This is a genomic window from Streptomyces sp. NPDC037013 (assembly GCF_055607265.1).
This window is the reverse complement of sequence record NZ_JBVJRV010000001.1, coordinates 749188-770313: the sequence shown is the minus strand read 5'-3', so window position 1 is coordinate 770313 and position 21126 is coordinate 749188. Positions and strand designations below refer to the sequence as shown.

Here is a 21126-nt window from a genome sequence, read left to right as displayed (position 1 = left end):
ACAGGGCAGCTCACCTGCGATGAAACCGGAGGCCGGGTCAAGGCTCCGTAAAGCGCCTTGCTCGGCACCCCCCACTGGTAATCGGCTGTCCTCACCGTGTGCCGGATTGGGGGGCCAGAGGCCGGTGACGCGCACGGACCGGAGGAAGGCGGAACGGAATGCGGCACGAGAGCAGAGGCAACACGGACGGCCCCCAGGGCGGCGAACTCGCCGTCCCCATGGCGTGGTTGTACGCCGAGTACATCGCGGACGAATTGCTGCGCACCGGCGATCTGATGCCGCCCACCTCCTTCGAGTACCGGGCGGGACGCGACGCCCTGGCGCTGACGATCTTCCTGTCGGACAGCAAGGGCGAACTGTCCGGCATCCGCGTGGTGTCGCAGCTGGAGACCTGGCTCTCGCTCACCGCGGAGGGCCAGCCGTGGCAGGACTGGGTCAGGGAGCGGCTGACGCGGCTCACCCGGGACGCCGTCGCCGCCGGTGGCCCCCGCCCCGACCTGGAGCTCGCCGACCGCGCGTGGCGCTGGCTCCAGGAGACCGAACTGCTCGCCCCGGACCTGGACGCGGTGCCCGGCCGCGCGGGCCAGGGCGAGGAGGACGGGCCGAAGGTGTGGACCCCGGCGTGGCGGCTCGGACTGCCGCTGGGGCACCTGGCGATCCACCTGTTCTGAACCCCGCCCCGCCGTGAGTGATTCCGCGGTCCCGTGCGTACCGGAGGGCGAGCTGCACCCCTACCGACACGGAACGGCGAGGAACACCATGAGGGCCCTGGAGCGGCATCGCGACGCCGGCGCCTACGCGCTCGGCGTCCTCGACGAAGCAGATTCCTTCCGCTTCGAGGACCACCTCGCGGGCTGCCCCGCCTGCCTCCTCACACTGCACGAACTCGACCCGGCCACCAGCCGGTTGAAGCTCTACGGACAGGTGACGCCCGCCTCCGTGGAGCTCTTCACCGCGCCCGCCCCCGACCTCCTGGACCGGCTCCTGCGGGCGACCGGGCGACTGCACGGCCTGTGGCTCGGACGCCGCCTCGCCGCCGTCACCGTCGCCGCCGCCCTGGCCGTCACCGCGCCCGCCACGGCCCTCGTCACGGCGGGCGGGCCCGAGCCGGTGCGGCTGGCGGCCCAGGACGCGCGGAGCGGCGTCCGCGCCGCGCTCACCGCACGGGATCGCGCATGGGGCGCGGAGATCGGGCTCACGGTGCGGGATACGGCGGACGCGGGCCGGGTCTGCGCCCTGGTGGCCGTCGCCGCCGACGGCTCCGAGCAGACCGTCACGACGTGGCGCGTCCCGGCACGCACGGTGCGGACCCGGGGCGCCACGGCGCTGCGCACCGCGCAGACGGTGCGGTACGAGGTGCGCACGGCCGACGGCGAGTCCCTGGTGACGCTGCGCCGCCGGTGAACCGCCCGGTCCGCCCGCGCCTCACTTCAGCAGGCGCGACAGCCTCCGGTCCGCGAGCAGTTTGCCGCCGGTCTGGCAGGTCGGGCAGTACTGCAACGAGGAGTCGGCGAAGGACACCTCCCGGATCGTGTCGCCGCAGACCGGACACGGTTCGCCGGCGCGGCCGTGGACGCGCAGGCCGCTCTTCTTCTCCGCCTTGAGACGGCCCGCCGCGACACCGCGCGAGCGCTCGACCGCCTCGTTCAGCGTATCCAGCAATGCCACATGCAGCCCATGGACTTCCTCCTCCGTGAGGCTCGAGGTGAGCCGGAACGGCGACATGCGGGCCGCGTGCAGGATCTCGTCGCTGTACGCGTTCCCGATGCCCGCGATCAGGCTCTGATCGCGCAACGCCCCCTTGATCTGCCGCCGTTCGCCCGCCAGCAGACCCGCGAACCTCTCCTCGTCGAAGTCGGCGGCCAGCGGGTCGGGGCCGAGGCGGGCGATCCCCTCGATCTCCTCCGGCGCCTCGGTGACGTACACCGCGAGGCGCTTCTGTGTGCCCGCCTCCGTGAGGTCGAAGCCCTCCCCGGTCTCCAGCGCGACGCGCAGCGCCAGCGGGCCCTTGCCGGGGCGCGGCACGCCGTCGGGGAGCCGGTCGTGCCACCGCAGCCAGCCCGCGCGGGCGAGATGGGTGACCAGGTGCGGTCCGCCGGCGTCGATGTCGAGGAACTTGCCGTACCGGCGCACCGCGGTGACGGTGCGGCCCTCGAGGGCGGTGAGCGGCGGGTCGTACGTCTTGAGGACGCTGATCGCGGCCGGCAGGACGCGCACGATCTGCCGGCCGACCAGATGGTCCGTCAGGAAGTCCTTCAGCGCCTCGACTTCGGGCAGTTCCGGCATGGCTCTCCCTCACTCCCCCGTCGTGGCGTCGGACACGATGAATTCGCACCAGACGCACTTGCCGCTGCCGCGCGCCTCCACGCCCCACACGTCCGCGAGCCGGTCCACCAGCAGGAGGCCGCGGCCCGACACCCCGGAGTCGCCCGCGTCACGGCGGCGCGGCAGGGCGCTCGACGCGTCCTCCACGTCGACGCGCAGCCGCCGGTCGGCGCCGGTGAGGACGCGCAGGGTCACGACCGCGGAGCCGTCGGTGTGCATCAGGGCGTTGGTGATCACCTCGTCGGCGACCAGCTCGATCTCGTCGGCCCGTTCGCCCGCGCCCCAGGCCCGCACCGCGGCCCTGATCATGTGCCGCGCGTCGGCGAGTGCCTCCGGGTCGCTCGGCGCGACGTGCTGCTGGAGGCGGCCGCCGGCGCGGGGCGCGTCGACCATCCGGCGGCGCAGCAGGAGCAGCGCCGCGTCGTCGTCCCCGCCGCGTCCGTCGACCATGCCGCAGAGCCGGTCGGCGAGGCGCCGCAGGTCCTGGGGGCCGTCGGCGGCGAGCTCCGCGAGGGCGCGGGTGCCCTCGTCCAGGTCGGCGCCGGGCACCTCCACGAGGCCGTCGGTGCAGAGCAGCAGGGTCTGGCCGGGGTCGAGATCGAGGGTGGTGACGGGGTAGTCGAGCTGCCCGAACTCGGCGGAGAGGCCGAGGGGCAGGCCGCCGTCGACCGGCACCCGGCGGCAGGAGCCGTCGGTGAGCTGGAGGATCGGGTCGAGGTGGCCGGCCCGGACGAACTGCACCACGCCGGTCGACAGGTCCGCCTCCGCGTACAGGCAGGTCGCGAAGCGGTCGGTGTCCAGTTCGTGCAGGAAGTTGGAGGCGCGGGCCATGACGGTGGCAGGGGTGTGCCCTTCGGTGGCGTAGGCGCGCAGCACGATGCGGAGCTGGCCCATGACGGCGGCCGCGTGCGTGTCGTGGCCCTGGACGTCGCCGATGACGGCGCCGACGCGGCCTCCGCCGGAGAGGGCGCCCCCGGGCAGCGGGATGACGTCGTACCAGTCGCCGCCGATGTCGCGGCCGAGCGCCGCCGACCGGTAGCGGACGGCGATCTCGGCGCCGGGCACGCCGGGGATGCTGCGGGGGAGCATGGCCTGCTGGAGGCCCTGGGCGAGGTCCTTCTCCTGCTCGTAGAACATGGCGCGCTGCAGGCTCTGCGCGATGCTGCTGCTCAGCGCCACGAGGACGTTGCGCTCTTCGGTCGTGAAACCGGTCTTGTCCTGGTAGAGCAGGCCGAGGACGCCGACGGCGCGCCCCTGTGCGATGAGCGGCAGGTACGCGGCCGCGGTGATGCCCAGTTCGTCGATGTGCGGCCAGAGCAGCGGGTAGGACTCCGCGAAGTCGTCGGCGGTGTCGATGTAGCGCGGGGCGAGGGTGCGGACGACCTCGCTCATGGGGTACTCCTCCTCGACGCCCGTCAGGCGGGTGCCGGGGACGAAGCTGCCCGCGGGCCCTTCGGCGACGAGCCGGATGCGCCCGGCCTCGACGAGTCCCATGACGAGGTTGGACGCGCCGAGGTGGGCGAGGCCGTGGGCGTCCCGGAGCACGTCGATCACGTCGCGCACGGTCCGGGCGTGCGCGAGCGCCGCCGTGGTGCCCTGGACGATGCTGGTCGTGCGGCGCCGCTCGGCCTCTTCGTCGGCCCGCTCGCGCAGCGCGGCCGGGCTCTCGCCGAGTTCGCGGGTGGCGTCCCTGACGATGCCGACGATGCGGCGCGGCCGGCCCGTGGCGTCCCGCTGGATGCACCCCTGCGTGTGGGTCCAGCGCAGGGTGCCGGTGCGGCAGCGGATGCGGAAGTACGCGCCGTACGTGTCGCTGCCGTCCTTCAGGGCGTGCGACACGGTCTGGTCGAGGCGGTGGGCCTCGACGGTCGGTACCCGGACGGAGAGGGTCTCGGGCCGGTTGTCGTACTCGTCGGGGCGTACGTCGAAGACCTCGTGGGCGGTGTCGTCCATCGTCATCAGGCCGGTGTCCAGGTCCCAGTCGAAGCGGCCCATGCGCAGCGCCCTGCCGTACAGCGCGAGGAAGCAGCCGTCCGGCTCCCCGGCCGGCTGTCCGCAGGGGCAGTGCCCCGCCGGGTCGTGCTCCATGGGCCCACGCTAGGCGGAGGGTCCCGCGGGCGCACGCGGGGAGACCGTCAGCTGTCGTAGGTGTCCGGCTCGGTGTCGAAGAAGGGGTTCTCCGACAGGTACGGGTCGTCGGGCACGAGGCCGTCCGGCTCCTCCTCGGACGGCGCTTCGGTGAGGTCTTCCGGGGCCGGCGGCGTGTCCGACCACGGCGGTGTGGTGCAGCCGGGCGGCGGCGGTGAGGCCGGGTCGGTGGGTGTGCCGGTCGTCGTGGGGCAGTCGGTCGTGGAGTCGCCGGGGTCGGGGCTCTGGTCCGGTCCGGTGGACTCGTCGGGGGTGCCGCTGCGGTCGTGGTCCCGTTCGCCGGGGTCGGTCTCGTCCGGGTCCGTCGGTGTGGAGGGCGGCGTGGGCGGGGTCGGCGTCGTGGGCGGGGGTGGGGGCGTCGCCGGAGGCCGGGTGACGCGGTCGTGGCCCGCGTGCTCGTCGCCGGTCTTCCGTTCGATCCACGTGTTGTCGGTGATGTTCACGAGGGTGATGACGGTGATCGGGCGCGGCGCGGGGGTCACCACGACGACCCGCGTCGGTTGGTAGCCGCTCCACGGGCGGCCGTGGTGGCGAGGGGTGGAGCCGAGGGCGGCCGGGGCTTTCAGCGGGTTGCCGCAGGCGCACCGGACCCGTGGCACTCCGCGGTCGTCGACGAGGACGGCGGTGCCGGACTGCAGGACGGACTGGAAGCTCGTCGCGGAGCCGTCGCGGAAGCCGTGGTTGGTGACGCGGGTGTCGGCCCGCAGCACGACGGGGGTCAGGTCCCGCAGGAAGCCGGGCACGGCGGCCGGGTCGATGCCGGAGGCCTGTGCGAAGGCGCGGGTCCTGGCCGGGTCGGCGCCGAGGAAGCGCACCTGCCGGTCGACGTCGCAGCTGCCGACGGAGTGCGTGCCGCCGTAGAGGCCCGGCGTCTCGCCGGAGACCGAACGGGTGCCCTGCGGTGTCGCGGATCCGGTCGGCGGGGGCTGCGGCGAACGGGTGACGGGTGGCGGGGATCCGGCGCTCCGCGCGGTGGAGTCGGTGAACGGGTCGGGGCCCTGGGCGGCCACCGGCTGCAGGAACAGCTCGCCGCCGCCCCCGGCGCTCTTCGTGTCGCCGCCGCCGGAACAGCCCGCGACCGCGAGGGCCGCCGATATCGCGAGGACGACCGCGTGGGTCCTGGTGGGTGCGCGCACCGCTTCTCCCGCCGTTGCCGTGCCGTGTTCCCCCGCGTGCCGGGGCGTCCCGTCATTGTCTGCCGGGGTTCCGGCACCCCCGCAAGCCGGACCCGGCCGCTCCGCGTGCGCCCGCCACCCCTGCCGAAGGCCCTGATCAGCGGCACAATGGGCGGGTGGAGTGGTTCACGGCCGACGCGTACTGGCTGGGCCGGCTGATCTTCCAGCGGGGCCTGGCCGCGATCTATCTCGTGGCGTTCCTCGGGGCGGCCCTGCAGTTCCGGGCGCTCATCGGGGAGCGCGGGATGCTTCCGGTGCCGCGCCATGTCGCCCGGGTGCCGTTCCGGCGCGCGCCGAGCCTGTTCCAGCTGCACTACTCCGACCGGTTCTTCGCGCTCTGCGCCTGGTCGGGGTGTGCGGTCGCGGTGGCGCTGCTCGCCGGTCTCGACGGCGGGCTGCCGCTGTGGGGCGCGATGGCGCTGTGGCTGGTGCCGTGGGCGCTGTACCTCTCCATCGTGAACGTGGGGCAGACGTGGTACGGCTTCGGCTGGGAGTCGCTGCTCCTTGAGGTGGGCTTCCTCGCGGTCTTCCTCGGCAACGACCGGGTGGCACCGCCCGTTCTCGTGCTGTTCCTCCTGCGGTGGGTGCTGTTCCGGGTGGAGTTCGGCGCGGGGCTGATCAAGATGCGCGGGGACGCCTGCTGGCGCAAGCTCACCTGTCTGGACTTCCACCACGAGACACAGCCGATGCCCGGCCCGCTGAGCTGGTTCTTCCACCATCTGCCGCGGCCCGTGCACCGGGTGGAGGTGGCGGCCAACCACGTCACCCAACTCGCGGTGCCCTTCCTGCTGTTCACACCCCACCCGGTGGCGACGGCTGCGGCCGCCCTGATGATCGTGACCCAGCTGTGGCTGGTCCTCTCGGGCAACTTCGCCTGGCTGAACTGGCTCACCATCGTGCTCGCCGCGTCCGCCCTCGACCTCTCCGCCTGGTACACGCCGCCCCGCGTCGCGGGCCCGCCGCTCTGGTACGAGGTGGTGGTCATCGCAGTCACCGTCGGGCTCCTCGCCCTGAGTCACCGGCCGGCCCGCAACCTGCTGTCCCGGCGGCAGGTGATGAACTCCTCCTTCGACCCGCTGCACCTCGTCAACACGTACGGCGCGTTCGGGTCCGTCAACCGGGTGCGCCAGGAGATCGTGATCGAGGGCACGGCGGACGAGGTGCCGCGCGAGGACTCCGACTGGCGGGCGTACGAGTTCCGGGGGAAGCCGGGGGACGTACGGCGGTGGCCGCGCCAGTTCGCCCCGTACCACCTGCGGCTCGACTGGATGATGTGGTTCGCCGGCCTCTCCCCCGCGTACGCCAGGTCGTGGTTCGGCCCGCTGGTGGAGCGTCTGCTGGACGGCGACCGGGACACGCTGCGGCTGCTGCGCCGCTCGCCGTTCCCGCCCGACGCGCCGCCCGTGCACATCCGCGCCCGGCTCTACCGCTACCGGTACACGTCCTGGCGGGAGCTGCGGGAGACGGGGGCCTGCTGGCAGCGCACGTACGTCCGGGAATTCCTGCCGCCGACGCGGCTCGCCCCGCCGGCTCAGAGGCCGTAGACGCGGCGCGCCGTGCCGCCGAACACCTCGCGCCTCTCCGCCGGGTCGAGTTCCGCCGTCAACAGGCGTGCGGCGTCGAGGACTTCGCCGTACGCCGCCGCCAGCGTGCTGACCGGCCAGTCGGAGCCGTACATCAGCCTGCCGGGCCCGAACGCGGCGAGGACGGTGTCGGCGTAGGGGCGCAGGTCGTCCACGGTCCACGTCCTGTGGTCGGCCTCGGTGACCATGCCGGAGAGTTTGCACACGGTGTTGGGGCGGGCGGCGAGGGCGCGGATCGCCGAGGCCCAGGGCTCCAGGGCGCCGGAGGCGATGGGCGGCTTGCCCAAGTGGTCGAGGACAAAGGTCAGTTCGGGGTGGGCTGCCGCCGCCTCGGCGCAGGCAGGCAGATGGTTGGGCAGGACGACGAGGTCATAGGCGAGACCCGCGGCGGCGACTGCGGCCAGTCCCCTGCGGACGTCGGCGCGCAGCAGCCAGCCCGGGTCCGGCTCGGCCTGCACCTGGTGGCGGATGCCCACCAGGTGCCGCCCGCCCGGGAGTTCGCGGAGCGCGGCCAGCGTGTCGGCGACGTCCGGGCGGGTGAGGTCCGTCCAGCCGACGACGCCCGCGACCAGCTCGCTGTCGGCGGCGAGGGCAAGGAGCTCCGGGGTCTCCTCAGGGACGGTGACCGTCTGCACCACCACGGTGGCGGTGACACCCGCCGCGCGGGCCTCGGGCGCGAGATCGGCCTCGGTGAAGTTCCTGCGGATCGGCGCGAGGGCGTCGCCGGTGATCCACTCCTGGTCGCGCACGGCCAGGTCCCACACGTGGTGGTGGGCGTCGACGAGGGCCGGCACGGTCCCGGCGGGCCCGGTCATGGCAGTTCCCACACGGTGGGCAGCCCGGCCCCCGCGCCTTCGGCGGAGTAGTCGTGGACGGTGTCGAGCAGCTCCGCCATCCGCGCCTGCCAGGCGATGTTGACGGGCAGTTCCGCGAGCTCGGCGAGGAACCGGGCATAGTCCTCGCACTCCAGGAGGTGGAACAGCTCGGTCCCGCTGCGCCAGATGGTCCAGGAGGAGACGCCCGCTGCGCGGATGGCGGCGGTGAGTTCGGCGGGGACCTCGCGGTGCGCGGCGTCGTACTCGGCGACCCGGTCCGCGCGGACCTTGGTGTGCAGGGCGATCCTCACCGACGCTCCTCTCCGGGGACGGCTGCGGGGACGGGTACGCCGGCCGGGAGCAGGCCTTCCGCGCGTGCCTCGCGCCAGAACGCGGCGGGCACGTCGGCGGCGAACTGCGCGGCGGCGTCGGCGGCCTGCTCCGGCGTGTGGACGCCGACCAGCACACTGGCGACGGCCGGGTGGCCGAACGGGAAGGCCAGGGCGGCGGCCCGCAGCGTGGTGCCGTGCCGTTCGGCGACCGCGCGCAGCGCGCGGGCGCGCGCGAGGAGTGCGGGCGGGGCCTCGGTGTAGTCGAACCGTGCACCCGGTCCGGGGTCGGCGAGCAGTCCGGAGTTGAAGACGCCACCGATGACGACCGACACGCCCCGCTCGTCGGCGGCGGGCAGCAGGTCGGTGAGGGCGGTGTGGTCGACGAGGGTGTAGCGGCCCGCGCAGAGGACGGCGTCGATGTCCGTGTCGTGGACGAAGCGGGTCAGCATCGCGGCCTGGTTCATGCCGGCGCCTATCGCGCCGACGACGCCTTCGGAGCGCAGCTTCTCCAGGGCCGGGTAGCCCTCGTGGAAGGCCTGTTCGGCGTGGTGGTCGGGGTCGTGCAGGAAGACGACGTCGACGTGGTCGACGCCGAGGCGGGTGAGGCTTGACTCCAGGGAGCGGCGCACGCCGTCCGCGCTGAAGTCCCAGACCCTGCGATGGGTCCGGGGCACCGCGAACCCGCCGTCGGCGAGGTCGTCGCCCGTCACCTCGTCGGCGGGTTCCAGCAGCCTGCCGACCTTCGTCGAGATGACGTACGAGGAGCGGTCCCGGCCGCGCAGTGCCGCGCCGAGGCGGCGTTCGGAGAGGCCGAGTCCGTAGTGCGGCGCGGTGTCGAAGTAGCAGATGCCGGCGTCCCAGGCACGGTCGAGGGCGGCGGCGGCCTGGTCGTCGGTGACCGGCGCGTAGAGGTTGCCGATGCCGGCGCCGCCGAAGGACAGTTCGGTCACCTCGACGCCGCCGGGCCGCAGGGGGCGCCGTGCCAGGGCGCTCATCGGGTCACCGGGCGGAGCCGCAGGCCCTGCATGCCGCCGTCGACGGCGAGTGCAGTGCCGGTGGTGGCGCCCGACAGGGGGCTCGCCAAGTAGGCGATGGCGCCCGCGACTTCGGCCGCGGTGACCAGTCGTCCGGTGGGCTGGCGCGACTCCAGTGCGGCCCGCTCGGCGGCCGGGTCGGGGGCCGCGTCCAGGAGCCGGCCGACCCAGGGGGTGTCGACGGTGCCGGGGTTGACGCAGTTGACGCGCACCCCTTCGCGGACGTGGTCGGCGGCCATGGCGAGGGTGAGGGAGAGGACCGCCCCCTTCGACGCCGCGTACAGGGCGCGTTGCGGGAGGCCCGCGGTGGCGGCGATGGAGCAGGTGTTGACGATCGCCGCGTGGGCGGAGCGGCGGAGGTGGGGCAGGGCGGCGCGGGTCGTCCGGACGACGCCGAGGACGTTGACGTCCAGGACGGTGTGCCACTGCGCGTCGTCGTTGTCCTCGACGGTGCCCTGGGCGCCGATGCCCGCGTTGTTGACCAGTACGTCGAGCGCGCCGAGGTCGGCGGCGGCCGAGGCGACGGCCGCCCGCACCGAGGCGTCGTCTCCGACGTCGGCGGTGTAGGCGTGGAGGGGTTCGGGCACGCCGCTCGGGTCCAGGTCGAGCACGGCGACCCGGGCGCCGCGTTCGGCGAGGAGTTCGGCGGTGGCCCGGCCGATGCCGGAGGCGCCGCCGGTGACCAGGGCGGTGAGCCCATCGAAGTCCTGCACGGCCGTCATGCCGCGGCTCCCTTCTCCTGGGTGCGGTGAGCGAGGTCGGCGGTCCAGAACGTGCCGTCGGGGTAGGTGAATTCGGCGACGGAGTCGGCCCGCATGGTGGCCGAGAAGCCGGGCGCGGTCGGGGCGGTGTAGTGGCCGGCGCGCACCACGACGGGGTCGGTGAAGTGCTCGTGGAGGTGGTCGACGTACTCGATGACGCGGTTCTCGGTGGTGCCGGCGAGGGCCACGTAGTCGAACATCGACAGGTGCTGGACGAGTTCGCACAAGCCGACGCCGCCCGCGTGCGGGCAGACGGGGACGCCGAACTTCGCGGCGAGCAGCAGGATCGCGAGGTTCTCGTTGACGCCCCCGACGCGTGCCGCGTCGATCTGGAGGATGTCGATGGCGCCGGCCTGGAGGAGCTGTTTGAAGACGATGCGGTTCTGCACGTGTTCGCCCGTGGCGACCTTGACGGGGGTGACGGCGGTGCGGATCCTGGCGTGGCCGAGGACGTCGTCGGGGCTGGTGGGCTCCTCGACCCAGTAGGGGTCGAATTCGGCGAGGGCGCGCGTCCAGCGGACCGCCTCGTCGACGTTCCAGCGCTGGTTGGCGTCGACGGCCATGCGGATGCCGGGGCCGATCGCGCGGCGGGCGGCGCGGCAGCGGCGGATGTCGTCGGCGAGGTCCGCGCCGACCTTGAGCTTGATCTGGGTGAAGCCGTCGGCGACGGCCTGCCGGGCGAGGCGGGTGAGTTTCTCGTCGCTGTAGCCGAGCCAGCCGGGCGAGGTGGTGTAGCCGGGGAAGCCCCGCTCCTTGAGGGCGGCCGTGCGGCCCGCGGCGCCCGCCCGGCCCGCCCGCAGCAGGGCGAGGGCCTCCGCGGGGGTGAGGGCGTCGGCGATGTAGCGGAAGTCGACCTGGGAGACGAGCCATTCGGGGGTGGCGTCGGCGAGCAGCTGCCACAGGGGTTTGCCGGCCCGTTTGGCGGCGAGGTCCCAGGCGGCGTTGACGACGGCGCCGACGGCCATGTGCATCACGCCCTTCTCGGGGCCGAGCCAGCGCAGCTGGCTGTCGCCGGTCAGGGCGCGGCTGACGGTGCCGGGGTCGGCGCAGACCTCTTCGACCGGGCGGCCGATCACGTGGTGGCGCAGGGAGCGGATCGCGGCGACCTGGACGTCGTTGCCGCGGCCGATGGTGAAGGTGAAGCCGTGCCCCTCCAAGCCGTCGTCGGCGTCGGTGCGCAGTACGAGGTAGGCGGCGGAGTAGTCGGGGTCCGGGTTCATCGCGTCGGACCCGTCGAGCTCGCGTGAGGTCGGGAACCGTATGTCGTAGGTGTCGACCGCGGTGATGCGGGCGGGGGTCGGGGACACAGGAGGCCTTTCCGGAAAGGGGCGGGGGCGCTGCGGAACCGGGGAGGTCAGTCCTGTGCGCGGCCCGTGGTGACGCGGGCGATCATCAGGGCGACCAGGATGATTCCGCCGTAGATGGCCTGGATCCAGAAGGACGGCACCTGGGCGAGGGTGAGCAGGTTCTGTACGACGCCGAGCAGCAGGACGCCGGTGAGCGCGCCGGACATGGTGCCCCTGCCGCCGTCGAGGCTGATGCCTCCGATGACGGCGGCGGCGAAGACCGTGAAGATCATGTTCTGGCCCTGGTTGGCGTTGATGGCGCCGACGTAGCCGGTCTGCATGAGGCCGCCGACCGAGGCGAGGGCCCCGGCGACGACGAAGACGCCGAGCATGACGCGTTCGACGCGGATGCCGGCGGCGCGTGCCGCCTCGGGGTTGCCGCCGATCGCGTACAGGGCGCGCCCCACTCGGTGGTACTTGAGGACGAAGCCGGCGAGGCCGAAGGCGGCCGCGGCGAGCCACACCGACATGGGGATGTGCAGGAAGGTGGTGGTGGCGAGGGTGTAGAAGGCGTCGGACATGCCGAAGAGGGTCTTGCCCTCGGTGGCGCCGACGAGCAGGCCGCGCAGCACGATCAGCATGGCGAGCGTGACGATGAAGGCGTTGAGCTTGAGCTTGACGACGAGGATGCCGTTGAAGGCGCCGATGGCCGCGCCGACGAGCAGGATGGCGAGGATGCCGACGGCGGCGGGCAGGTCCGTGCCGAACCCTGCCTGGGCGGCGGGCAGGACGAGGAGCGCGCCGACGGCGGGGGCGATGCCGACGACCGACTCCAGGGAGAGGTCGAACTTGCCGGTGATGAGGACCAGTGATTCGGCGAGGACGACCATCGCGAGCGCGGCGGACGCGCCGAGGACGGAGATGAGGTTCCGTTCGGTGAGGAACGAGTCGTTGACCAGGGCGCCGAAGAGCATGAGCAGCAACAGCGCCGGTAGAAGGGCGAGTTCGCGGGCGCGGCGGAGCAGGACGGTGCGCGCCCCGGCGCGGGTGTCGCCGGTCTTCGCCGCGGTGGTCCTGGCGGTGGTCGGTGAGGCCGACGGGGCCTTGATGTCAGCCACGGTCGTGGTCAGCTCCCTCTGGTTCCGGTTCGGTGACCCCTTCGATGGAGGCGATCAGCTCGTGGTCGGCGAAGCCCGCCGGGTGCTCGGCGACGATCCGGCCGTGGAAGAGGACCAGGACGCGGTCGCAGCGGCGCAGGTCGTCGAGCTCGTCGGAGACGACGAGTACGGCGGTGCCGTCGTCGCGGGCGTGGTCCACGCGGGCGAGCAGGGACTCCTTGGACTTCACGTCGACGCCCGCGGTCGGGTTGATGAGGACGAGGAGGCGGGGGTCGGAGGCGAGTGCGCGGGCCATGACGACCTTCTGGGCGTTGCCGCCGGAGAGGTCGGACACGGGTTGGTCGGGGCCCTCGGCGTGGATGTCGAGGCGGTCGATGAGGTCGCGGGCGAAGCGGCGTCGCGCGTCGGTGGCGACGAAGCCGTGGCGGCCGAGCCGGTCAAGGACGCTCAGGGTGGCGTTGTCGCCGATCGTCATGCCGAAGACGAGGCCCTGTCCGTGGCGGTCGCGGGGGACGCAGCCCACCCCGGCGCGCAGGGCGGCCCGCACGTCGCCGAAGGGCAGGGCGCGCCCGTCGAGCCGGGCGGTTCCGGCGGTCGGCGTGTGCAGGCCCGCGAAGCTCTCCGCGAGGTTGGTCTTGCCGCTGCCGCTGGATCCGGCGAGGCCGACGACCTCGCCCTCGCGGACGGTGAAGGTGATGTCGGCGTAGGTGGCGCCGGTCAGGCCCGTCACGTCTAGCCGTACGGGGGCGTCGGCGGGGGCCCCGGTGCGGGCCACGGCCTGCTCGGCCTCGGCCTGTTCGGCGACGACCTCGCCCGCCATGGCCTCCACCAGTGCGGCGCGGGGCAGTTCGGCGACGGGGGCGCTGGTGATCCAGCGGGCGTCGCGCAGCACGGTGACGGTCTGGCACACCTCGTACACCTCCTGGAGGTGGTGCGAGATGAACAGGAAGGTGACGCCGGAGCCCTGGAGGGCGCGCATGCGGGTGAAGAGGCGCTCGATCTCGCGGTTGTCGAGCTGCGCGGTCGGCTCGTCGAGCACGATGAAGCGGGCGCCGAAACTCAACGCCCGCGCGATCTCGACCATTTGGCGGTCCTCGACCGAGAGGTCGGCGGTGCGGGCCGCGGGGTCGACGCGTACGTCCCAGGTGTCGAGGACGGCGGTGGCCTCGGCCCACAGCCGGCGCCAGCTGATGAGGCCGCTGCGGCCGGCGGGCTGCCGGTTGATGAAGAGGTTCTCGGCGACCGACAGTTCGGGGACGACGGTGGGTTTCTGGTAGACGCAGGCCACCTTGCGGCGCCAGGCGTCGCGGTCGGCGAGCGGCGGCGCGGCCTCGCCGTCGAAGCGGACGGTGCCCGCGTCGGGCGCCTGGAGGCCGGTGAGGACGGTGACGAGGGTGGATTTGCCCGCACCGTTGCGGCCGACGAGGGCGTGGGACTCGCCGGGCAGGACGGTCAGGCGGCCGTCCCGCAGTGCGACGGTGGGCCCGTACCGTTTGACGATGCCGGAGGCCTCGACGAGCGGGGTCGCCTCGGTCCGGCCCGGGGGGTGTGTGGTCGTCGGCGCGTTCATTCGACCGTGTTGCCCCACAGCTCGGAGTCGTCGACGTTCTCCTTCGTGACCAGCGGGGCGGGCAGCTGGTCCTCCAGGATGCCGCCGGGCAGCCTGACGATCGTCGATCCGTGGTCGGTCGGGCCGGGCGTGAACTTCTTCCCGTTCATCGCGGCCTTGATGTAGTACATGCCGTACTTGGCGTAGGCGTCGGCGGGTTGGGAGACGGTCGCGTCGATCTGTCCCTTGCGGATCGCCTCGAACTCCTGCGGGATGCCGTCGTTGGAGATGACGCTGATGTGCCCCTTGCGGCCGGCCTTCTCCAGCATCCCCTTGGACTTGAGGGTCTGCAGGGTGGGCGCGAGGTAGACGCCGCCGGCCTGCAGGTAGATCCCCTTGATGTCGGGGTGGGAGTTGAGCAGGGTGTCGAGCTTGGCGGCGGCCGTGTCGGACTCCCACTTGGCGGGGATCTCCAGGACCTTCAGCTTCGGATACTTCTTCTTCGCGCAGTCGCGGAAGGCCTGGGAGCGCTCGCGGCCGTTGACGGACGCCAGGTCGCCCATGACCTGCATGACCTTGCCGGTCCGCACCTGCTTGCCGAGGTAGTCGCAGGCCTTCTCGCCGTACGCGACGTTGTCGGCCCGCACCACCATCGCGACCTTGCCCTTCTCGGGGGCGACGTCGACGGCGACCACGGGGACGCCCTTGCGTTCGGCCTGGTCGAGGCCGGCGGAGACGGCGGCGCTGTCGAGCGGCGCGACGACGAGGCCCTTGACGCCCTGGGTCAGCTGGTTGTTGATGTCGGTGATCTGCTGCGAGGGGTCGCTGTTGGAGTTGACGGTCTTCATCGCGTCGACGTCCTCGGACTTCGCCATCTTGGGCACGTAGTCGTTGTACGACTGCCAGAAGGGCGAGGTGAGCAGGGGCAGGATCACCCCGACCTTGCCCTCGCCGCCACCACCGGCGCCGGGCGACGCGGCGTCCTTCGTACTGCCGCAGGCGGCGAGTGCGAGGGCGGCGCAGGAGATGGCGGCCGCGGCGCGCACCGCCCGCGAAACCCCCGTTCCGCTCAGCCCGTTGCTCGGTTTGCTGCGTACTTTCCGGCCGGCCATCTGCGGACTCCTCATCGAGGGGGGACGGAAGAGGGAGCGGAGGGGGACTTGATGACGCGAATATTTATCAGACCACTTGCCGCTCACAACACCCCCCGTCGCCGACTTTCCCCGGTTTCCGGCCGTAGTGGTCGGACCACATCGCTGGCTAGACTGCGGCGATCCCGGCCAGTTGAGGAGCGTTACGTGGACCAGCCAGACCAGTCCGCCCCGCAGAAGGGCACCGTGACGCAGCGGGCCATCGAGCAGATCAAGGCGATGATCGGCGAGGGCAGGCTCGAACCGGGCCAACGTCTGCCCACCGAACGGGACTTGGCCGCTCGGCTGGGCATCTCGCGCAGTTCGATGCGCGAGGCCATCCGGGCGCTGACGGTGCTCGGGGTGCTCGAAGCGCGGCACGGCTCCGGCATCTACGTCACGCAGTTGGAGGCCGGCGACCTCCTGGAGACCTTCGGGGTGGTCGCGGACCTGTCCAGGGGAGCACGCCTCGTCGAGCTCCTGGAAGTCCGCCGGGTGCTGGAGTCCACCGCCACCGCCCTGGCGGCGGCCCGCATCTCTCCCGGCCAGCTGGCGGACGTGGAGAAACACTTGGAGGCCATGAACGCCACGGACGACCCGGAGGAGATCCTCTCCCACGATCTGGCGTTCCACCGCACGATCGCCCTCGCCGCCGGCAACGACACGATGGCCGCGATCCTGGAGGGCCTGTCCTCGAGGACGTTCCGTGCCCGGGTCTGGCGCGGCTACCAGGAGGAGGGCGCCTTCGAACGCACCCGTCGCGAGCACGCCCGCATCCACCGCGCGCTCGTCGCACGGGACCCGGAGGCGGCCCGCGCCGCGGCGGCGGCACACGTGGGTGAGGTGGAGGAGTGGCTGCGGGCGCAGGTGGAGGGATGAAGCCCGCTCCACGGGTCGAGCGTTAGCCACCGGCCGTCAGCCGTCAGCCAGGGTCCGATCGATCCGGTCGACGAAGGCGCGGGCCGGCTCGTCGAGCTGCGCCTCGTACCCCGGCAGATCGTTCACCTCGCCGAAGCGCAGCCAGGCCACGTGCTGCCCACCCGGACGACCGCCATCGCGTTCGTGCTGTCCTCGGGCTCCTTGTAGTACGTGAAGGTGGAGCTCTTGTCGCCGAGGGGCGCCAGGGAGAGCGGTGTGGTCCTGTCGTAGCCGGACTGCTGCCGGACGAGTTCCCCGCGCGCCCGCTCCGCCTGGGCGAGCGACGTGCACCCGAAGATCCGGAACTCGGCCCTGACGGACCCCGACCCCGATGAGGTCAGCGCATACCGCGTGCCTCCCTCGTGGCAGCCGCCCGCTCGTTCCGCTTCGGTGGCACCGGCCGGGCCCTCCTGGGACCAGCCGGGCGGCATGTCCTCCCGCGTGGGCAGGGCGTCGCGCGTCTGTGCCACGGTGAGTGCACGCGTGCGGTCGGCCGCGTCGCCGCCGGAGTCGGCGGTCTCCTCCTCGTCCGGCGCGGCCTTGCCGCCGCTCGCGGCGCTCCCCCGACCGTCGCCGCCCCGAGGGCCGTCGTCGGTGAGGAGCCGCGTCCCTCCGTACACGCCGAGCGCCACCAGGGCCAGCAGCAGTACGCCGGACGGTGCCAGGACAGTGAGCGCGGCCGGGGACTTGTTGACCGTGATCGGCCCGAGTGAGATGTGGCTGCGCGAGATCGTGCTGCGGTCGATGACCACCGCGTCGCGGCTGTACGTCGTGGGGGCGTCGAGGTGGAACGCCAGCTGCCGCCGCAGCTCGGGGTCCGCCTCGATCTCCTCCCGCAGGACGGCCCGCGCCTGGGCCTGACCATCCCCTTCGATCCCCTTCGATCCCCTCCAGCGCCGCGCGCCCCCGCTCCGTGCGGGCCAGCCGCGACCGGACCAGCTCGGTGACGGCGGCTCCCGCGCCCTCGCCCACACCCCCGTCGCGCGACAGCCTCAGGAGCTCATCATGTTGCATGGGACCACCGATGGCACCCCTCTCCCCACAGGGCGCCCGAACGAAAAGCAGGCGACGCGCACGGGCGGTTCTGACAGCATTCCGGCGTGATCACCGACTCGCGCGCAACCACGCCCCTCACCGCGGCCGTCACCAACAACGCCGCCTGGTGCGACGCCGTCTGCGGCTCCCACGGAGTGGCCGGCACCATCGAAAGGGGCGTGTGGGCGAGCGCCCTGCGCACTCCCCCGCTGTATCCCGACGCCGTGACACTCTCGCCGACGGCGACGCCCGACGACGTACTCCCCCGCATCGACCTCTCCTCACCCGGCGCCTCCGTCAAGGACAGCTTCGGCACGCTGGACCTCTCCGCGGCCGGCTTCTCCGTGCTGTTCGAGGCGCAGTGGATCCACCGCGCGGCGACGGCACCCGCTATGCCGGGTGCCGGTGACTGGGAGCCGGTCGGAAGTGCCGAACGCCTGCTCGCCTGGGAGGCCGCGTGGAGCGGTGACGGGGAGAGCGAGGGACTGTTCCGGCCGTCGCTGCTCGACGACGGCGCGGTGTTCCTCGCGCGGGGCGCGGACGGGGCCGGCGGGATCACCGCCGGTGCCATCGCCTACCCCGCGGCCTCGGTGATCGGCGTCTCCAACCTCTTCGCCGCCGACGACGATCTGGACACCGCGTGGCGCTCCTGCCTGGCGGCCACGGACCGGCTGTGGCCGGGTGTGCCGGCCGTCGGGTACGAGAGCGGTGACGACCTGGCGGCCGCCGTCCGTCAGGGGTTCGAGCCCGTCGGCCCGCTGCGCGTCTGGCTACGGACCGACGGTTGAGTGCCCCGGGGCTCAGCCCCGCGTGAACCTCAGCGTCACCAGCTCGAACGGCCGCAGCGTCACCGACACCGCGTCACCCGCCAGCTCGGGCGCCGCCACCCCGTCGAGCAGCCGCTCGAGCAGGTCGGTCACGGCGACCGAACCCGCCGCGAACCCGGCGGTGAGCGTGGCCTTCGCCCGCCCGCCGTGGGCCTCGTGGAATCGGACGACCACGTCGCCGCTGCCGTCGTCGGCGAGCTTGACCGCCGTCACGACCACCGCGTCGTTGTCGACCGTCACCAGGGGCGCCACCTCGGCGCCCCCGGTGACCGTGCGCTCGGGCAGGTTGACACGGTAGCCCTCGCGCACCGCGTCGCCGATCGCCGCGCCCGGCACCAGGGCGTGCCGGAAGCGGTGGAGGCCCTGGTCCGTCTCGGGGTCGGGGAAGCGCGGGGCGCGCAGCAGTGAGACGCGGACCGTCGTGGTCGTGCCGGAGTCCTCCGCGCGCACCGTGCGGGTCACGTCGTGCCCGTACGTCGAGTCGTTGACCAGCGCGACGCCCCAGCCGGGCTCCTCGATGTGCACGAAGCGGTGGTTGCACGCCTCGAACTTGGCGGCCTCCCAGCTCGTGTTGGTGTGCGTGGCGCGGTAGAAGTGCCCGAACTGAGTCTCCGACGCGTACCGTTCGGCGTGGATGTCGAGCGGGAAGGCGAGCTTGAGGAACTTCTCCGTCTCGTGCCAGTCGACCTCGGTGTCGATGTCGAGGCGCCGGTCACCGGGTGCGAGCGTGAGCACCTGCGTGAGGCGTGAGTCGCCGAAGGTGCGCACGACCCGGACCGACGCGCCTTCGCCGGCTGTCACCTCGTCCGCCGCCACGAGGTCGGTCACGGTGTTGCGGTAGAACTCGTCGACGTCCCACGCGTCCCACATGTTGGGGAAGTCGGCGTGCAGCTGCGGCAGGTTGGCCGCCCGGCCCGGTGCGACGGTCTCGCGGTCGGCCACGACGTCGTATGCGGAGACGACCAGGCCGCGTCCGTCGATCTCCACCCGGAGCAGGCCGTTGTCGAGGACGAAGCCGCCGCCCTCGCGCGGGGCGACCGTCGAGCTTCCCTCGACCGCCGCGGGCCGGGCGCCGCCCGCGGGGACGCCGTCCCGGGTGTGCGGCGTGGAGTTGAAGACCAGGGCGTCGCCGCCCTCACCGGCGAGGGCGCGCTGGGCCTTGTCGATGATGCCGTTGAGCTCCTGGGCGAGCGCCGCGTAGGTCGCGCGGGCCTCGCGGTGCACCCAGGCGATGGACGAGCCGGGCAGGATGTCGTGGAACTGGTGGAGCAGCACCGTCTTCCAGATGCGGTCCAACTGCTCGTAGGGGTAGGCGAATTCGGCCGTGCGGACTGCGGCCGTGGCGGCCCACAGCTCCGCCTCGCGCAGCAGGTGTTCGCTGCGTCGGTTGCCCTGTTTGGTGCCGGCCTGGCTGGTGAGGGTGGCGCGGTGGAGTTCGAGGTAGAGCTCGCCGACCCAGACGGGGGCGTTCGGGTACTCGGCCTCGGCCTTCTCGAAGAAGGCGGCCGGGGTCTCCCACTCGACGGTCGCCGAGCCCTCCAGGTCGCGCAGCCGTCCCGCCTTGGCGATCATCTCGCGGGTGGTGCCGCCGCCGCCGTCGCCCCATCCTGTGGGTGCGAGGGAGTGCCGGGCCACGCCCTTGTCCTTGAAGTTCTTCGCCGCGTGGGCGATCTCGCTGCCCTTCATCGAGCAGTTGTAGGTGTCGACGGGCGGGAAGTGCGTGAAGATGCGGGTGCCGTCGATGCCCTCCCAGTTGAAGGTGTGGTGCGGGAAGCGGTTCGTCTGCGACCAGGAGATCTTCTGGGTGAGCAGCCACTTGGAGCCCGCGGCCTTGATGATCTGCGGGAGACCGGCGGCGAAGCCGAAGGTGTCGGGCAGCCACGCCTCGTCGTTCTCGATGCCGAACTCATCGAGGAAGAACCGCTTGCCGTGCACGAACTGACGGGCCATCGCCTCCGATCCCGGCATGTTGGTGTCCGACTCGACCCACATGCCGCCCGCGGGCACGAACCGCCCGTCGGCCACCGCCTTCTTGACCTTCGCCCACACCACGGGCCGGTGTTCCTTGATCCACGCCCACTGCTGGGCCTGCGACATGGCGAAGACGAAGTCCGGCTCGTCCTCGAGGAGCGCGGTCATGTTGGACGTCGTACGGGCGACCTTGCGCACCGTCTCCCGCAGCGGCCACAGCCACGCGGAGTCGATGTGGGCGTGGCCGACGGCGCTGATGCGGTGGGCGGAGGGCTCGGCGGGGGTGGCGAGCACGCCCGCCAGCTCCGCGCGGGCCGCGGCCGCCGAGCCGTTGACGTCCTGGAGGTCGACGGCGTCCAGCGCCCGGCCGACCGCGCGCACGAGGTCGTAGCGCCGTCCGGAGTCGGCGGGCAGCTCCTGCATGAGCTCGCCGAGGACTTCGAGGTCGATCACGAGCTGCCACACCGTCTCGTCGAAGACGGCGAGGTCCATGCGCTCCAGCCTGTACTGGGGTTCGCTGCCCGCCGTCTCTTTGTCGCCGAGCCGCGTGGGCAGGAAGGGGTGGTAGTCGAGGATGACGGGGTTGGAGGCGGCCTCGATGTGCAGCCGCACCTCTTCGCCGCCCTTTGCCGGGGCGGCGATCCGCACCCACTGGTTGCGCGGGTTGAGGCCCTTCACGGGGGTGCCGTCGGGGCGGTAGACGAGGCCCTCGCACTGGAAGCCCGGCATGTTCTCGTCGAAGCCGAGGTCGAGGATGGCCTCGACGGTCCGGCCCGCCCACTCCCGCGGGACGGTGCCGGTCACCCGGAACCAGCTGGTCCCCCACGGCGCGCCCCAGCGCTCGCCGACGGCGGTCGGCGAAGGCTCGGCGGCGAGCCCCTCGGCGACCGGGACGGGCTCGCCCGGCGCGTTCCACACCGCCACGTCGAGCGGTACGGAGGCGGGATAGACGGCAGGCCTGATGCGCTCGTCCAGAACGCGCTTGAGGCGGGCTTCGACCAGGGTGCGGTCGTCATGCATGAGGGGTCTCCCTGGGGTGTGCTTGGGTGAGGGTCGGGCTGGGGTCCAGCCCCTCGGGCGATTCAGGAGCGGGTGCGGGGCGGGTCCCCGGTGCTGTGC

Annotated in this window: 18 protein-coding genes; 5 read left to right on the top strand and 13 right to left on the bottom strand. The window is 72.8% G+C overall.

The window, feature by feature from the left end:
• Nucleotides 1-158: 158 nt before the first annotated feature.
• Both ACZ7DY_RS03170 and ACZ7DY_RS03165 read left to right on the top strand, forming a co-directional pair.
• On the top strand, nucleotides 159-671 hold the full coding sequence (locus ACZ7DY_RS03170; RefSeq protein ID WP_471129272.1) for a hypothetical protein: 513 nt from the start codon (nucleotides 159-161) through the stop codon (nucleotides 669-671).
• Nucleotides 672-759: 88 nt separating this feature from the next.
• Complete coding sequence (locus ACZ7DY_RS03165) at nucleotides 760-1404, top strand: zf-HC2 domain-containing protein (RefSeq protein ID WP_471129270.1); 645 nt, start codon at nucleotides 760-762, stop codon at nucleotides 1402-1404.
• A gap of 21 nt (nucleotides 1405-1425) precedes the next feature.
• Here the strand turns inward: ACZ7DY_RS03165 and ACZ7DY_RS03160 are convergent, their stop codons facing one another.
• The 3 genes from ACZ7DY_RS03160 to ACZ7DY_RS03150 are packed head-to-tail and all read right to left on the bottom strand — an operon-like array spanning nucleotide 1426 to nucleotide 5609.
• The gene (locus tag ACZ7DY_RS03160) at nucleotides 1426-2286 is read right to left on the bottom strand and encodes an Fpg/Nei family DNA glycosylase (RefSeq protein WP_471129268.1); all 861 of its coding nucleotides are present in this window, start codon (nucleotides 2284-2286) and stop codon (nucleotides 1426-1428) included.
• Between the two features lie 9 nt (nucleotides 2287-2295).
• Nucleotides 2296-4413, bottom strand: coding sequence for a SpoIIE family protein phosphatase (locus ACZ7DY_RS03155; protein WP_471129266.1), 2118 nt, complete (start codon nucleotides 4411-4413; stop codon nucleotides 2296-2298).
• 47 nt (nucleotides 4414-4460) lie between these two features.
• Nucleotides 4461-5609 carry a DUF6777 domain-containing protein gene (locus tag ACZ7DY_RS03150; RefSeq protein ID WP_471129264.1) on the bottom strand — a complete coding sequence of 383 codons (1149 nt, stop codon included), beginning with the start codon at nucleotides 5607-5609 and terminating at the stop codon, nucleotides 4461-4463.
• Nucleotides 5610-5764: 155 nt separating this feature from the next.
• On the opposite strand from ACZ7DY_RS03150, the gene ACZ7DY_RS03145 reads away from it, so the two are divergent.
• The gene (locus ACZ7DY_RS03145) at nucleotides 5765-7192 is read left to right on the top strand and encodes a lipase maturation factor family protein (protein WP_471129261.1); all 1428 of its coding nucleotides are present in this window, start codon (nucleotides 5765-5767) and stop codon (nucleotides 7190-7192) included.
• On the opposite strand, the gene ACZ7DY_RS03140 is transcribed toward ACZ7DY_RS03145, so the two are convergent.
• The 8 genes from ACZ7DY_RS03140 to ACZ7DY_RS03105 are packed head-to-tail and all read right to left on the bottom strand — an operon-like array spanning nucleotide 7180 to nucleotide 15238.
• Complete coding sequence (locus tag ACZ7DY_RS03140; protein ID WP_471129259.1) at nucleotides 7180-8046, bottom strand: amidohydrolase family protein; 867 nt, start codon at nucleotides 8044-8046, stop codon at nucleotides 7180-7182. The two genes, ACZ7DY_RS03145 and ACZ7DY_RS03140, sit on opposite strands and share 13 nt — an antisense overlap.
• Nucleotides 8043-8357 carry an L-rhamnose mutarotase gene (locus ACZ7DY_RS03135; protein ID WP_471129256.1) on the bottom strand — a complete coding sequence of 105 codons (315 nt, stop codon included), beginning with the start codon at nucleotides 8355-8357 and terminating at the stop codon, nucleotides 8043-8045. The genes ACZ7DY_RS03140 and ACZ7DY_RS03135 overlap by 4 nt, the downstream gene beginning before the upstream one ends.
• Nucleotides 8354-9373 (bottom strand): aldo/keto reductase, encoded by a 1020-nt coding sequence (locus tag ACZ7DY_RS03130; protein ID WP_471129255.1) that lies wholly within the window; start codon nucleotides 9371-9373, stop codon nucleotides 8354-8356. Before ACZ7DY_RS03130 ends, ACZ7DY_RS03135 begins: the two co-directional genes overlap by 4 nt.
• A complete protein-coding gene (locus ACZ7DY_RS03125) occupies nucleotides 9370-10125 on the bottom strand; it encodes an SDR family NAD(P)-dependent oxidoreductase (protein WP_471130205.1) in 756 nt (251 codons plus the stop codon). Before ACZ7DY_RS03125 ends, ACZ7DY_RS03130 begins: the two co-directional genes overlap by 4 nt.
• A 5-nt stretch (nucleotides 10126-10130) precedes the next feature.
• Nucleotides 10131-11480, bottom strand: coding sequence for an enolase C-terminal domain-like protein (locus ACZ7DY_RS03120; protein WP_471129253.1), 1350 nt, complete (start codon nucleotides 11478-11480; stop codon nucleotides 10131-10133).
• A 47-nt stretch (nucleotides 11481-11527) separates the two neighbouring features.
• On the bottom strand, nucleotides 11528-12577 hold the full coding sequence (locus ACZ7DY_RS03115; protein ID WP_471129252.1) for an ABC transporter permease: 1050 nt from the start codon (nucleotides 12575-12577) through the stop codon (nucleotides 11528-11530).
• Nucleotides 12570-14147, bottom strand: a complete 1578-nt coding sequence (locus ACZ7DY_RS03110; protein ID WP_471129250.1) for a sugar ABC transporter ATP-binding protein — start codon at nucleotides 14145-14147, stop codon at nucleotides 12570-12572. Before ACZ7DY_RS03110 ends, ACZ7DY_RS03115 begins: the two co-directional genes overlap by 8 nt.
• Nucleotides 14144-15238, bottom strand: a complete 1095-nt coding sequence (locus tag ACZ7DY_RS03105) for a sugar ABC transporter substrate-binding protein (protein ID WP_471129249.1) — start codon at nucleotides 15236-15238, stop codon at nucleotides 14144-14146. Before ACZ7DY_RS03105 ends, ACZ7DY_RS03110 begins: the two co-directional genes overlap by 4 nt.
• A 186-nt stretch (nucleotides 15239-15424) precedes the next feature.
• Here ACZ7DY_RS03105 and ACZ7DY_RS03100 point away from each other — a divergent pair, with 186 nt between their 5' ends.
• Nucleotides 15425-16135 (top strand): FadR/GntR family transcriptional regulator, encoded by a 711-nt coding sequence (locus ACZ7DY_RS03100; protein ID WP_471129246.1) that lies wholly within the window; start codon nucleotides 15425-15427, stop codon nucleotides 16133-16135.
• Between the two features lie 122 nt (nucleotides 16136-16257).
• Here the strand turns inward: ACZ7DY_RS03100 and ACZ7DY_RS03095 are convergent, their stop codons facing one another.
• Complete coding sequence (locus ACZ7DY_RS03095) at nucleotides 16258-17148, bottom strand: hypothetical protein (RefSeq protein WP_471129244.1); 891 nt, start codon at nucleotides 17146-17148, stop codon at nucleotides 16258-16260.
• Between the two features lie 126 nt (nucleotides 17149-17274).
• On the opposite strand from ACZ7DY_RS03095, the gene ACZ7DY_RS03090 reads away from it, so the two are divergent.
• On the top strand, nucleotides 17275-17997 hold the full coding sequence (locus ACZ7DY_RS03090) for a hypothetical protein (RefSeq protein WP_471129242.1): 723 nt from the start codon (nucleotides 17275-17277) through the stop codon (nucleotides 17995-17997).
• Between the two features lie 12 nt (nucleotides 17998-18009).
• Here ACZ7DY_RS03090 and ACZ7DY_RS03085 read toward each other — a convergent pair whose 3' ends face one another.
• A complete protein-coding gene (locus ACZ7DY_RS03085; protein ID WP_471129241.1) occupies nucleotides 18010-21027 on the bottom strand; it encodes an alpha-mannosidase in 3018 nt (1005 codons plus the stop codon).
• Nucleotides 21028-21126: the final 99 nt, after the last annotated feature.